Consider the following 13,766-nt stretch of genomic DNA (forward strand, 5'->3'; position numbering starts at 1 on the left):
ATTTAATTGACCTTTAAACTGTTTTGCTAATTTATATAAGAAAAATACCCTTAAATTTATCAAGCTTCTATATATCTATTGTTTTGATAATGGTTAAAAGGAAAATACTAGGATTCATTATTCCTAGTATTTTTCCTTTTATCTCTATCAAAGATGTAAAGTCTATACCCTTACATACCTATTAGCTTAAATTTCTATTTCACCTTATAAAGCTGTTTGTAATATTCTTTATATGTACCATTTGTAATATTATCTAACCACTCTTTATTATTCAAATACCATTCAATTGTTTTCACAATCCCAACCTCAAAAGTTGTTTCAGGTTCCCAATTTATTTCGTCCTTGATTTTTGTAGGGTCAATTCCATATCTTCTATCATGACCCTTTCGATCCTGCACAAATGTTATTAAGTCTTCTGTAACACTTGCATCTACATTTTTATTTATATAGTTCACAATCGTTTTTACTAGATGGACATTTGTTCTTTCATTATGTCCACCAACATTGTAAACTTCACCTAATTTCCCTTGATTGATTACCATATCGATAGCCTTGCAATGATCTTCTACATATAGCCAATCCCTAATATTTAAACCATCACCATAGACTGGTATTTCTCTATGATTTAAACAATTATTAATCACTAATGGAATCAGTTTTTCTGGAAATTGATACGGTCCATAGTTGTTAGAACAACGAGTTATGTTCATTGGCATTTTATAAGTATCAAAATACGCCTTTACCATTAAATCTGCTGAAGCTTTACTTGACGAATAGGGACTATGCGGGTCTAATGGTGTAGTTTCTTCAAAAAATCCTATCTCACCTAAAGAGCCATATACCTCATCAGTTGAAACTTGTAAAAACTTCTTCCCATTTTGATACTGATCATCACCAACTAACCAGTGTTTCTTAGCTATATTAAGTAAATTTAACGTACCTAAAACATTTGTTTTCACAAAAATCTCAGGATCAGCTATACTTCTATCAACATGTGATTCCGCAGCAAAGTTTACTACATAATCAATATCATTTTCATTAAAAATTTCTTCAATAGCTTCTCTATCACATATATCAGCTTTTACAAATTGATAATTCTCATGTCCTTCTACTTCTTTTAAATTTTCTAAATTACCAGCATATGTTGGCTTGTCTACATTAATAATTTTTATATTTTTATACTTACCAATCATATAGTGAATAAAATTAGAGCCAATAAAACCTGCTCCACCAGTAACTAAATATGTTTTCATAGTTGCTTCCACCTCTTTAAATCTTTCCATTTCTCTTAAAACTGAGATTTATGTATATTGTAATTCCTTAGTTTTCCCTGCTATATGCATCAAATACTTACCATACTCAGTTTTGACAAGTGGCTCTGCCAATTTCACTAATTGCTCTTCATTTATATACCCTTTTCTAAATGCAATTTCTTCAATACAAGAGATATACAAACCTTGTCTATTTTGAACAGCCTCAACAAAATTACTTGCTTCTAAAAGGCTACTGTGTGTGCCCGTATCTAGCCAAGCCATCCCCCTACTAAATAACTCAGTTTTCAACTTTCCTCTACGCAAATATTCTTCATTTATAGATGTAATTTCTAATTCTCCACGTAAAGATGGCTGAATTTGACTTGCAATTTCTACAACTTCATTATCATAAAAATATAGACCTGGTACAGCGTAATTTGACTTAGGATTTACTGGTTTTTCTTCTAGGCTTAAAACATTTCCTAAATAGTCAAATTCTACAACTCCATAATCTTCTGGATTTTTCACATAGTATCCAAAAACTAATGCTCCTTCTTCCAGTTTTACAGCCTTTTGCAACACTTCGGTAAATCCTTGTCCGTAAAATATATTATCTCCCAATACTAACGCTACACTCTCTTTACCAATAAAATCTCTTCCAATAATAAACGCTTCTGCCAATCCCTTGGGTTGTTCTTGAATCTCATATTGAATTGAAATCCCTAAATCACTCCCATTACCTAATAAATCTTCAAACTGAGATAAATCATTAGGTGTGGAAATCACTAAGATCTCCTTTATTCCTGCTAACATTAATACAGACAACGGATAATAAATCATTGGTTTATCATAAATGGGAACAAGTTGCTTTGAAATAGATTTTGTAATTGGGTATAGCCTTGTTCCTGATCCACCTGCTAATATAATTCCCTTCATATGCTTTCATAAGCTCCTCTCTTTAATACACTCTCTTAAAATTCACAGAAATTTTCACATTAAAATACTATTTATTTCATAAATACGTCTTTCACAAAGTTCATACTAGAATTCCCAGTAGAATACTCATTCCATTTCACATTAAATTCATTAATAGTATCTAATTGAAAACTGCCATTTTTTATTACCGATACTACTTCTTTAGTTGAATAGACAACATGCCCTGGAACGTCAGAAACATAATCACCAATAATCCCTCTTTTTTTTGCATATCTCTCTAAATCATATGCAAAAAAAATCATTGGCTTATTTAATAAGCCAAATTCAAATGGTATAGAAGAGTAATCAGTAATTAATATATCTGTCACTAGAAATAAATCATTTACATTTGGATAAAGAGAATAATCATATAAAAAACCCACATATTTCTCTTCATATTCACCTGTATTTCGTATTGCTGGATGTAACTTGATTATAAGGATATACTCATCTTTCAAATGTTTATACATTTCATCAATCTCTAAATGCAAATCAAAATCCACTAACTCTTTATCTCTAAAAGTTGGTGCATATAGAATAACCTTTTTGCCTCTCAACTGCGGATTCATTCTAAGAATATCAGCTTTAACCTTCTGTTTACCTCGTTCATCAAAAAACAAATCTGTTCTCGGGATCCCTGTTTTTAATATATTATAATCAGACAACGCGAACGCTTCTTTATATATATCGGCAAGCGCTTCTGATCCTACAACAATTTTATGAAAATGTTTATAGACTCCCATAAATCTATTTTGAGCTCTTAAACTTCTTTTTTTAAAAGCAGGGGCTAATAAACCGAATTTTTTAAAAGCGCCAGCTGCATGCCATATTTGAATACACTCTACACCTCTTTTAAATTTCACATTTGCAAGTGATCCAAAATAATTATCAACAATGACATATTGAGAAGTAGATAAATGATAGATAGATTTAATAGTATGGAGTATATTTGTCGTTTCAAATTTATAGGATTTCACATTCGAATAACTATCCAATTCATATTTACATGTATGTTTATATAAAAAGACTACCTCACAATTTATATTTTGACTTTTCATTTCTTCATAAATAAAAAATAAATTCTCACCATAAGACATAATAAAGGTCACTTTCTGTTTAAGTGGAAACACTTTCATCATGCTGTGTAAAATTCTAAACATAATTAGGTAGACCTCTATAATCAATTCTCTAATCATTTACGCTTATCTAGCAACTTGTACTAGTTCCTTTTTTATTTTTGTAGTAGAAATTCCAGCTGTGCGTGGCAAATATACAACTTCACAGTACGTACTTAATTCATCAAATTTCCCTTCCCAATCATCACCCATAACAAAGAGGTCTACATTATATCTTATAACATCTTCTATCTTCTGCTTCCAATCATGTTCAGGAATTACCTCGTCCACATAACGAACTGCTTCTAAAATCATTTTACGATTCTCATAGCTATGATAAGATTTTTTACCTTTTAGCCTATTAAACTCATCTGAAGAAACAGCCACGATAAGATAGTCTCCCAAGTCCTTTGCTCTCTTCAATAAATTTATATGCCCCCAATGCAATAGATCAAAAGTACCATATGTAATCACTTTTTTCATATCAAAGTCCTCCCATAATAACTTTTTTATAATTAATAAATGGTAAATTATAATTGAACTTTCCCCGCATCATTAAAATTAATAAAAGTTCCCTGCAAAAACCACAAGGATTTACAAATAATTTACATTTTATTCACACAGAATTCACATTAGCGATTATAACATAATTTCCATTAACCAACTATTACAATTTATGTTCAATTTATGTAAAAATACCACTTTGAAAGCGTTGCCATTATTAGTTTATAAGGTTTCATCCCATTATTTAGCCAAATAAAAAAACCAGAAATGGTATTCCTCTGGTTTTTTTATAACTTGTATTTTTATCTCAATGCACGACGTGGTAATTTATCGATATTCTCTAACATAATACCTGTACCAATAGCAACACATTGCATTGGGTTTTCAGCGATTAATACTGGTACCTTTAATTCTTCTGCTAGAAGCATGTCGATACCGTGTAATAAAGCTCCACCGCCTGTTAGAATAACACCGCGATCGATAATGTCCGCAGATAGTTCTGGTGGTGTACGCTCTAGTACGCCTTTTGCAGCTTGTACAATGATAGCTGCGTCTTCTTTTAGTGCTTCTGTAATTTCTTCAGAGCATACTGTAATTGTACGTGGTAAACCTGTTACCATGTCACGTCCGCGAATTTCAAGCTCTTCACTGCGTGCACCTGGGAATACTGTACCAATTTTAATTTTAATATTTTCTGAAGTACGTTCTCCAATTAATAGCTTATACTTACGTTTAACGTAGTTTAAGATTTCCATATCAAACTTATCGCCAGCCATTTTGATAGAGGAAGAGGTAACAATATCACCCATAGAAAGTACGGCAATATCTGTTGTACCTCCACCAATATCAACAACCATGTTTCCGCTTGGCTGGAAGATTTCCATACCAGCACCAACTGCGGCTACTTTTGGTTCTTCTTCTAAAAATACTGTTTTACCACCTGAACGTTCAGCAGCCTCACGAATTGCTTTTTGCTCTACAGATGTGATATTTGTTGGACAGCAAATTAAAATACGAGGTTTTGAAAAGAAGCTCTTCACATCCAATTTGTTAATGAAATACTTTAACATTGCTTCTGTAATTTCGAAATCTGCGATTACACCATCTTTAAGTGGGCGAATTGCCACAATATTACCAGGTGTACGTCCCACCATACTTCTTGCTTCTTCACCTACTGCTAATACTTTTCCACTATTACGATCAATTGCCACAACAGATGGCTCATTTAATACAATACCCTTACCTTTAACATGAATTAATACGTTAGCCGTACCTAGGTCAATTCCGATATCTCGCGCAAACATTCCCGTCATTTCCTCCTCGATATTCAAAATCAGGTTATACCCGAATTCTTTTACACCTAATTTCTGATTTTATCATAAATTTAACAGGAACGTAATATTCGCAAAAAGAATTCTTCTGAAAAATATTACCGAATTCGCAAGGAATGTTTGCTATTTTAGATTTATTGGCGCACAGGGTTTTCTGTATCTTCTTTACGGTACTTCTGCTTTGTTGCTTCTCCTCCTCTTAAATGACGAATAGACTTATGATAATCAAGAATTTCTTTCACTTCATTTGCGAGCTCTGGATTAATTTCTGGTAGACGTTCTGTTAAATCTTTATGGACTGTACTCTTTGATACCCCAAACTCCTTTGCGATTACACGCACTGTCTTTCTTGTCTCCACGATATACTTGCCAATCTTGATAGTTCTCTCTTTGATGTAATCGTGCACACCACTCGCCTCCCTAAATTGGATGTGAGAAGTGTGAAATGAGACTCGCTGCATACGACTATGAAGTAAATGTGAGTGCTGTTTGTAAGCGTTAAACATTCTTGGATTTATAATGAAATGATTCACGATTTCTCACCTCAAACACTCTCTTTGCATTGGTTTATACCATTGTATTGCCCGCACTACTGATATATGCTACATGTTCACTATTTTTGCGGACTAAGTACAAAAAAATTAATTGCAGGAAAAGTACAATCATTATATAAAAAAAGCCCATTAGAATTTAAATATCATTCTAATAGGCTTGAATCTTACTTATTTGAAACCTCATATTTACCCGAGACCACTTTCTCAAAGGTATCTATTTTAGTATCCGCCGAAATAAACCAACGTTTTATTTCTAAAGGATTGTTTTCTGGTGTCGCATATCCTTGTAGACTAGTAAATGCTAATTCTATTTTTAAATCTTTTAATATTTGGAGTGTATCTTTGTTATACTTTCCAAACGGATATGACATATAATTTGATTTTAACATATCCTTACTTTTGGAAATATCATTTTTCACTACTTGATTCCCTTCAGCAAGCACAGCTGCTGATCCACTCTTAAACTTATGTAAAGTATGAGTATGACTACCAAACTCAAATACATCTTTCATTTTGTTTATTTCATTCATACTTAACATTTGAAAAGCCTTAGGATTAAATTGTTCTTCTTTATTAGTTATTCTAGAAGTAACTGCAAATGAAACAGCATGCATATTATATTTTTTTAAAATCGGATATGCATATACATAATTTGACTTTGATGAATTATCAAATGTGATTAACACACTTTTTTTAGGAAGTTTCTTTTTATTTTTTATAAAGTGATTAAATTCTTCTAAAGTAAGAGTGTGATACTGATTATCTGCTAAGTATTTCATTTGTTTCTCAAACATTTCTACAGATACAGCAGTTGCCTTATCTTTCAATACTGGGTTTTCATTTTTATCTTTTTCTTTTGTTAAATAATAATATTGCAAAACTGGCACTTTTCCCTGATTACTCGCAGTATTCATTTTACTAAAAATAAAAAATCCAATCCCAGCGACTAGCGCCACTGCTACCGCTATTAAAATAAATAATTTTTTAGAACCCTTGCTTTCTCTGGCTTCCATTAAACTTCCCCCTCAACCACAACAAAAAATACAGTATTTTAGAGTCATACTGTATTCTAATATCGTTATCTTATGTAAAAAAATCACAATTAGTATTATACGGCCTAGCTCTAAAAATTCCAATAGGTATACAAAAAGAAAAGACACTCTTTCTTAGAGTGTCACTCTTCTCTTTCATATTCTTCTTCTAACAACTGATGGTGGGGAACTTCTTTCTTACCGGCAATATAATAATATAAAGCGAATAAAACAAACAATAAAATGATAGCAATCGACAGAACAGATAAAAATGACACAGTATCCCCTCCCTTTTGTAATATATATTCGAGAATCTCGTCATTTTTCCTTGTTATTGCAACTTTTTTCTCGAAATTGATTATTTTTATATGAAAATAAAAAAATCAGCTCTCCTAATGAGAACTGATTTTTTTACTTTATTATTCTTGTGAAGAAGAACCGTTAGATGATTCTGTAGAACCATTCGTTGATTTTTCTTCTTTTTGAGATTTCTCATCTTGTTTGCCGTTCGTCTCTTTATCACTAGTCGAGCCGCTTGTTGATTTCTCTTCTTTTTTAGACTTATCTTCTGTTTTACTTTCTGGTTTCGTGCTTGTTGACTTTTCTTCTTTTTGAGATTTGTCATCAGCCTTTTTACCAGAAGCATTTGTCGCCTTTGCAGCACCTGCATCAGCTTTAATTTCTGCTACTGATTTATTTAAATAACGCTCAGGGTTCACAGCCACATTGTCTTTACGTACTTCAAAGTGAACGTAAGAACCTGCCTCTTTATTCATTGCATTTAGACCTGATTTTCCTAACACTTCACCTTGCGCAACTCTTGCACCTTTTTCTACTTTCACATTGCCTAAGCTTTGATAAGATGCTGCTACACCATTTCCACTATCTACCGTTACAACATAACCAAGAAGTGAATCTTTTTCAGCTTTCGTTACTGTACCACTTAAAGCAGCTGTAACATCGAATTCTTTTCCGTTTTTCGCAGCAATGTCGATTCCTTTATTCGGGGAATATGTGTTGTTATAAAAGACAAGTGCTTTTTCTTGTTCCGCCTCTGATGCTGCATCTTCATAGAATTTCTTCTGTACTACTACTTCTGCATTTACTGCAGCTGGCATTTTCACTACTTCTGAAGATTTTGTTACCGGTACTGCTGGATCTTCCGTTTGTGTATACGGTGTTGCTTGATCTTGGTTCGGAGCTTTCTTTGGATTAGCTCCCTGGAACCATAGCGCAACCATTAAGATTACCGCTGCACAAGCAATGTATAGTGCCGGAAACACCCATCTTTTTTGAAATAAATGTACTACCTTTTGTGACTTTTTACTATTTCTTCCTCGCATTCCATCATCACCTCAGCAATCATTTTGAACAATATTCACTCATCCTATACAACCTATAACTAATTACTTTTCGACAAATTCTGTAAAAATATGTATAAGAATTGCAAAATTTCCGAGGAAATGATGAAAAAAGAAAAAACTGAGCGTTTGAGCTCAGTTTTTAGTCCATTTGTTTCTTTTTATAAACGATAATACAAAGAATAATAGAAAGTACGCACCAAATTATTATATTTATTAAATCACCACTAACAGTTGATAATCCCTTTCCGTTCATTAGCTTCGGCATTGCATCCGCAAGGTGTTTCGTTGGAAGAAAATCAATCATTTTTTTTACAAAATCATTTTTTAAAAAACTTCCTAATATTGGAGCTAGAAGGAAAATAAATAAGATTGGCATACCTACTACTGATGTTGATGCTATTGTTTTAGCTATTAATCCAATCGCCGTACCTAGCATAAGAAAGAAAAATATACTAATAAGTAAAAATAGAACTATTAATGTAATATTCCCCTTTACCACACCTAAAATCGCGAAGTTACTAAAACAAATTGCAAATGTAATAAGACCTGTTAATGCGCTTTTTCCTAGTAACACTTCTAACGATGATGCTGGTGATAACATCAGCACACGTAGGGTATGCTTCTCTTTTTCTTCCGCAATTAAAGCCGCTTGAACAAAGCTTCCTACCATTGTTAAAGCCATTAAAGTTACCATATTAGATATTTCATCTTTCGGTCCATCCATCTGTCCATAAACAAAAGCAAATATAATTGGAAGTATTGCCATTACAAGTACAGATGCATTTGCTTTAATATCCTGTACCTCTTTCCGAAAAATAGCTGAAAATCGTCTCATTGAAAATGTCATTATAGTCCCCTCCCAGTAACTTCAATAAAGATATCGCCTAACGTTGGCTCGTGTGAATGAATAGATAGTAATTCGCCTTTTTTCATCCATTCTGAAATGCGTTTTGCTCCTAATTCATCTTTTTGTACCGTTTCTTTTTGTTTATCTTTTAACACAACTTGTATTTGATCTTTCGCGTATTTTAATCGCAAGTTTTCTGGTGTATCAAGTGCTACAATTTCTCCCCCGCACAGAAAGGCAATGCGGTTACAAAGCGTTTCTGCTTCCTCCATGTTGTGCGTCGTTAAGAAAATCGTCGTTCCTTCTTTGTTTAAGTCTTTTAAGATTTTATGAATGTTTTGCACGTTTACTGGATCAAGTGCGGATGTTGGTTCATCTAAGAAGAGGATATCCGGTTTATGAAGAATTGCTCTCGCTAATGTGACGCGCTGCTTCATTCCTTTTGATAATTTTTTCACTTGTGTTTTTTTATCATCTAATAAGTTCACTTGTGCTAGTACTTCATCAATTCGTTCTTTTTTACAATCATATAAGTCGCAAAATAATAGTAAGTTATCATAAATGCTAAGTCTTTCATATAAGCCGCTATTGTCTGTTAAAATACCGATTCGTTTGTAATCAATACTACTTGGCCCTGTAATGTCTTTACCTAATACTCTTACAGTCCCAACACTATGAAGCAATTGAGAAGTTAATATTTTCACTGTTGTCGTTTTCCCAGATCCACTCGGTCCGAGGAATCCGAAAATTTCTCCTTGCTTCACCTCAATATTTACATTTCGAAGTGCTGTTTTTCCATCGAAACTTTTCATTACATCTTTCATTTCAATTGCCAATGTCATTTCGTCATCCCCTTTGTTTTTCTTTTTATAGATGAAAGTCGCTTTAGCTCTTTTCGTTTGTTTGTTTCGCTTTTCTTGACTCAATCATATGAAAAACAAAGGGTAGGCGCAGTAAAATACCGGTAAAAGGAGTATTTTTACCGGTGAATGAATCCTATTTTGAGCTTATTGAAGCGTTTTTCATAGCCCAATTACACCTTTTAATTCATCCATTCGTCCTTTCGAAAGCGGAATGGAGCTTTTCCGTTCATCATCCAAAATTAAACTAAAACTATTTCGTGTCCAAGTAATAACTTCTCGTACTCTTTGTAAATTAACGAGGTACGAGCGATGACATCTGAAGAATCCGAATCCTGTTAATCTCGCTTCTAATTCACTTAATGTTAATGCGCATACGAAATCGCCTTCCCGAACATGAATATGTGTCACTCCATTTTGTGTTTCAATGAAATGAATCTCCATCGGATCCAGTAAAATGATTTTATCATTCACTTTCGCTGGAATTCTTTCTAACTTCATTTGCGGAATCATTTGAACTACTTTTTCTTCATCTACTTCTTCTTGCTCTATTTCAACCTTTTTCACACCATCGTTGTTTAATATGTATACATCTTCCGTCAGCGAAAGGGCATCCGATAAGAAGGAGGACGTAATAAAGATTGCCTTTCCTTGTTCTTTCATTTTCATAATCGCTTTTCGAATAATAATCGTACTCTCTGTATCGACATTTTGCTCCGGTTCTTCCAAAATAACTAAATCCGGATTATGAATCATAATCCTCCCGATATGAAGACGGCGTTTCTCTGAAAATGACAATTTTTCTATTTTAACGTTTAACTTATCTAGGAGACCGACATATTGTACTACTTCTTCCATACTCATATTGAATTCATACAGGCCTAACAAAAGCTTGAAGTACTCCTTCACCTTCAAACGATCGTATGCTTCATCTTTCAAAAAACAAAAACCGATGCGTGAATATACTTTCTTTCCAATCGGCTCCCCTTCAAATAACACACTGCCCGAAGAAGCCTCTTCTTCTCCGATAATAATACGATGCAACACTTTAGCTGTATGATTATTGCATTGCAAAACAACACATTGTCCTTTTTCAACCTCCAGTTCAACTGCCGATAACTGATTCGTCTTCCCTAATTGTTTCAACTCCAATAACGCCATTCTGTCTCCCCCAAATGTTTTTTAGTTCATTATACCAAACAAATAATGGAAAATTACGATATTTTAAGCAGAACAAAAAGGAGCTATTTTAAATTAGCTCCTTTTTTACTATGTCGAAAAATCACTATACGTACAATCCTACAGCCTATTTTTTCACCATCAATTTCCCTTCATACTCGTTCATCGTCTTTATTTCAACACCTTTATAGTAATGAGCGACTATATCTGTATATTTCTTACCTTCCGCTGCCATACCATTCGCACCGTACTGGCTCATACCGACGCCGTGACCGAACCCTTTCGTTGTAACGGTGATGTTATCTCCTTCTTGTTTCCACGTAAAATCTGAGGAGCGTAAGTCTAACTTTTCACGAACTTGTTTTCCTGTTAATGTTTTTCCTTGAAACGCTACATCCTTTACTCGCTTTCCTTCCGTAAGGTCTTTAATATTACCAACCTTTCCGTCCGCTAGTACTTTCACACCGAGGCGTTTTTGAAAATCAGCTACTGTGAATTTTTGCTCACTCGTAAATTTTGGAGAGGCTTGATCCCACGGACTATCTACACTCTTTAAGTACGGATAATCATTCCCCCAATAATCAGCTGCATTTTCTGTTCGGCCGTTACTCGTTGAGAAGAAGGATGCTGAAATTGGTTTTCCATCATACGTTAAAACTTGTCCTGCGGTTTTCGAAACGGCTTCCTCAATTTTCTTTAAATTACTTTCGTAGTTATTACCCCATTGTTTCTTCAATTCCTCTTTGCTTTTGTACACTTGATCTTTCACCGTATCTGTCACGTCCGCATTGTTTTTCTTACCACCGCTTAGCATGCGCTGCACTACAAATGTTCTTGCTGCTAATGCCTGCGCCTTTAGCGCCTCTATTTCAAAGCTGGCATTCATCTCAGAAGCTACTACACCGGCCACATACTCCTCCATAGGTAATGTTTCTACCTTCTTCTGCTGATCACGGTATACAGCAACTTGAACCGCTGTATCCACTTTCCCTGGAGCTGGTATACTTTCTATCGCTGGAGGAGTTTTAGAAGCTGCTTCTTCCCCTACTTTTGCTTTCGCAAACGGAATAACAAGAGCAGCAGGTACAATGATAACGAGCGCTATTAGGAGCGCTACTGTAATGAAAAGTGGCTTTGAAAATTTCATCCTATTCCCCCAATATAAAGTTGGATTCCTTTCATTCTTATGGAACTACGGGATTTTTTAGAACATACTTGGGGGTATCGATATAAAGTGAAACTTAAATGAGGTGGAGTTTTGAGGTGGGAGTCTTACTGAACGCAAATAGCGGGGTAAATAGGAAATTTTCTAAATATTTTTACTGAGACGTGCATAAGTATAGAATTTATTGACTATAACAGTAATAACCAAAAAAAAATAGCCTCTACGTCAAAAGACATAGAGACCATCTTAATTAAGCGTGAAGATCAGAAACTTCTTGTTCTTTCACTTCTTCTACTTTTTCGTTTACACGTTCAATAGTTGCACCTAATGCAGCTAATTTCTTATGGAAATCTACATAACCACGGTCAAGATGTTTTAACTCTGTTACACGAGTATAACCTTCTGATACTAAACCAGCTAAAATTAATGCTGCTGCTGCACGTAAATCAGTTGCGCCTACTTCAGCACCTTGCAAGCTACTTGGACCGTTCATAATTACAGAACGACCTTCGATTTTAATATCAGCATTCATACGACGGAATTCTTCAACGTGCATAAAGCGGTTTTCGAATACCGTTTCTGTAATCATACTTGTTCCATCAGCATGTAGTAATAATGCCATCATTTGTGATTGCATGTCTGTTGGGAAACCTGGATGAGGCATAGTTTTAATATCAACCGCTTTTAACTTATCTGGGCCGATAACACGTACACCTTCATTTTCCTCAATAATTTTAACACCCATTTCTTCCATTTTCGCTGTAATTGAGCGTAAATGTTCAGGCACAGCATTTTCAATTAAGATGTCTCCACCTGTAATTGCCGCTGCAACCATGAATGTTCCTGCTTCAATACGGTCAGGAATAATAGGGTGGTTTGCACCATATAATTTTTCAACGCCTTCAATACGAATCGTTCCAGTTCCAGCTCCGCGTACTTTCGCTCCCATTGCATTTAAGAAGTTAGCTAGGTCAACGATTTCTGGCTCTTTCGCTGCGTTTTCAAGGACTGTTGTCCCTTTTGCTAATGTAGCTGCAGACATAATGTTTTCTGTTGCGCCTACGCTTGGGAAGTCTAAATAAATTTTAGCTCCTTTTAGTTCGCCCTCTACGTGTGCCTCAACAAATCCGTTACCAACTTTTACTTTCGCTCCCATTGCTTCGAAGCCTTTTAAATGTTGGTCAATTGGACGTGAACCAATTGCACATCCACCAGGAAGTGCAATACGAGCACGACCGTTACGTGCTAATAATGGTCCCATTACTTGAACAGATGCACGCATCTTACGTACATACTCAAATGGTGCTTCAATGTTTAATTCTTTAGAAGAATCGATTGTTACTTGGTTATTTTCAAATACGACTTCAGCATTTAAATGACGTAATACCTCGTTGATTGTGTATACATCAGATAATACTGGTACTTCAGATAGTACATTCTTTCCGTCACTCGCTAATAGGGCTGCAGCGATTATAGGTAATACAGCATTTTTTGCGCCCTCAACACGCACTGTGCCGCTTAACCGCTTTCCGCCACGGACGATGATCTTTTCCAAATTATTCCCCTCCGTGTCCTTTTTTCAGTATCT

General features: G+C 34.6%; 14 protein-coding genes. All 14 read right to left on the reverse strand.

What is annotated here, in order from left to right:
• Positions 1-194: 194 nt before the first annotated feature.
• Positions 195-1,253 carry a dTDP-glucose 4,6-dehydratase gene (gene rfbB, locus ACFVQC_RS17250; RefSeq protein WP_377898773.1) on the reverse strand — a complete coding sequence of 353 codons (1,059 nt, stop codon included), beginning with the start codon at positions 1,251-1,253 and terminating at the stop codon, positions 195-197.
• Between the two features lie 48 nt (positions 1,254-1,301).
• A complete protein-coding gene (gene rfbA, locus ACFVQC_RS17255; RefSeq protein WP_377898774.1) occupies positions 1,302-2,189 on the reverse strand; it encodes a glucose-1-phosphate thymidylyltransferase RfbA in 888 nt (295 codons plus the stop codon).
• A 71-nt stretch (positions 2,190-2,260) separates the two neighbouring features.
• The gene (locus ACFVQC_RS17260) at positions 2,261-3,424 is read right to left on the reverse strand and encodes a CDP-glycerol glycerophosphotransferase family protein (RefSeq protein ID WP_377898775.1); all 1,164 of its coding nucleotides are present in this window, start codon (positions 3,422-3,424) and stop codon (positions 2,261-2,263) included.
• A gap of 6 nt (positions 3,425-3,430) precedes the next feature.
• Positions 3,431-3,826 (reverse strand): glycerol-3-phosphate cytidylyltransferase, encoded by a 396-nt coding sequence (tagD, locus tag ACFVQC_RS17265; RefSeq protein ID WP_377898776.1) that lies wholly within the window; start codon positions 3,824-3,826, stop codon positions 3,431-3,433.
• 323 nt (positions 3,827-4,149) lie between these two features.
• Entirely contained in the window at positions 4,150-5,151 is a 1,002-nt protein-coding gene (gene mreB, locus ACFVQC_RS17270; RefSeq protein WP_377898865.1) for a rod shape-determining protein, read from the reverse strand.
• Between the two features lie 161 nt (positions 5,152-5,312).
• Complete coding sequence (spoIIID, locus tag ACFVQC_RS17275; RefSeq protein WP_002089714.1) at positions 5,313-5,585, reverse strand: sporulation transcriptional regulator SpoIIID; 273 nt, start codon at positions 5,583-5,585, stop codon at positions 5,313-5,315.
• A gap of 311 nt (positions 5,586-5,896) precedes the next feature.
• Positions 5,897-6,745 carry a polysaccharide deacetylase family protein gene (locus ACFVQC_RS17280; protein ID WP_215574187.1) on the reverse strand — a complete coding sequence of 283 codons (849 nt, stop codon included), beginning with the start codon at positions 6,743-6,745 and terminating at the stop codon, positions 5,897-5,899.
• A 161-nt stretch (positions 6,746-6,906) separates the two neighbouring features.
• Positions 6,907-7,041, reverse strand: coding sequence for a hypothetical protein (locus ACFVQC_RS17285; RefSeq protein WP_002016211.1), 135 nt, complete (start codon positions 7,039-7,041; stop codon positions 6,907-6,909).
• Between the two features lie 141 nt (positions 7,042-7,182).
• Positions 7,183-8,106, reverse strand: a complete 924-nt coding sequence (spoIIQ, locus tag ACFVQC_RS17290; protein WP_377898777.1) for a stage II sporulation protein SpoIIQ — start codon at positions 8,104-8,106, stop codon at positions 7,183-7,185.
• 160 nt (positions 8,107-8,266) lie between these two features.
• A complete protein-coding gene (locus tag ACFVQC_RS17295) occupies positions 8,267-8,974 on the reverse strand; it encodes an ABC transporter permease (RefSeq protein ID WP_265623143.1) in 708 nt (235 codons plus the stop codon).
• Positions 8,974-9,816 carry an ABC transporter ATP-binding protein gene (locus ACFVQC_RS17300; RefSeq protein WP_377898778.1) on the reverse strand — a complete coding sequence of 281 codons (843 nt, stop codon included), beginning with the start codon at positions 9,814-9,816 and terminating at the stop codon, positions 8,974-8,976. The genes ACFVQC_RS17295 and ACFVQC_RS17300 overlap by 1 nt, the downstream gene beginning before the upstream one ends.
• A gap of 180 nt (positions 9,817-9,996) precedes the next feature.
• Positions 9,997-10,995 carry a LytTR family transcriptional regulator DNA-binding domain-containing protein gene (locus ACFVQC_RS17305; protein WP_377898779.1) on the reverse strand — a complete coding sequence of 333 codons (999 nt, stop codon included), beginning with the start codon at positions 10,993-10,995 and terminating at the stop codon, positions 9,997-9,999.
• Positions 10,996-11,140: 145 nt separating this feature from the next.
• Positions 11,141-12,160: a stage II sporulation protein D gene (spoIID, locus tag ACFVQC_RS17310; protein ID WP_113708830.1), complete on the reverse strand. Its 1,020-nt coding sequence runs from the start codon at positions 12,158-12,160 to the stop codon at positions 11,141-11,143.
• Between the two features lie 268 nt (positions 12,161-12,428).
• A complete protein-coding gene (gene murA, locus ACFVQC_RS17315; protein ID WP_002068497.1) occupies positions 12,429-13,733 on the reverse strand; it encodes a UDP-N-acetylglucosamine 1-carboxyvinyltransferase in 1,305 nt (434 codons plus the stop codon).
• Positions 13,734-13,766: the final 33 nt, after the last annotated feature.

It is taken from the genome of Bacillus sp. NPDC057893 (genome assembly GCF_042796455.1).
GTDB lineage: Bacteria > Bacillota > Bacilli > Bacillales > Bacillaceae_G > Bacillus_A.

Coding starts and splice junctions, on each gene's coding strand:
- ACFVQC_RS17280 (WP_215574187.1), bottom strand. CDS start 6,745: ATGGAAGCCAGAGAAAGCAAGGGTTCTAAAAAATTATTTATTTTAATA.
- ACFVQC_RS17295 (WP_265623143.1), bottom strand. CDS start 8,974: ATGACATTTTCAATGAGACGATTTTCAGCTATTTTTCGGAAAGAGGTA.
- ACFVQC_RS17305 (WP_377898779.1), bottom strand. CDS start 10,995: ATGGCGTTATTGGAGTTGAAACAATTAGGGAAGACGAATCAGTTATCG.
- ACFVQC_RS17300 (WP_377898778.1), bottom strand. CDS start 9,816: ATGACATTGGCAATTGAAATGAAAGATGTAATGAAAAGTTTCGATGGA.
- spoIID (WP_113708830.1), bottom strand. CDS start 12,160: ATGAAATTTTCAAAGCCACTTTTCATTACAGTAGCGCTCCTAATAGCG.
- tagD (WP_377898776.1), bottom strand. CDS start 3,826: ATGAAAAAAGTGATTACATATGGTACTTTTGATCTATTGCATTGGGGG.
- spoIIQ (WP_377898777.1), bottom strand. CDS start 8,106: ATGCGAGGAAGAAATAGTAAAAAGTCACAAAAGGTAGTACATTTATTT.
- rfbA (WP_377898774.1), bottom strand. CDS start 2,189: ATGAAGGGAATTATATTAGCAGGTGGATCAGGAACAAGGCTATACCCA.
- ACFVQC_RS17260 (WP_377898775.1), bottom strand. CDS start 3,424: ATGATTAGAGAATTGATTATAGAGGTCTACCTAATTATGTTTAGAATT.
- mreB (WP_377898865.1), bottom strand. CDS start 5,151: ATGTTTGCGCGAGATATCGGAATTGACCTAGGTACGGCTAACGTATTA.
- rfbB (WP_377898773.1), bottom strand. CDS start 1,253: ATGAAAACATATTTAGTTACTGGTGGAGCAGGTTTTATTGGCTCTAAT.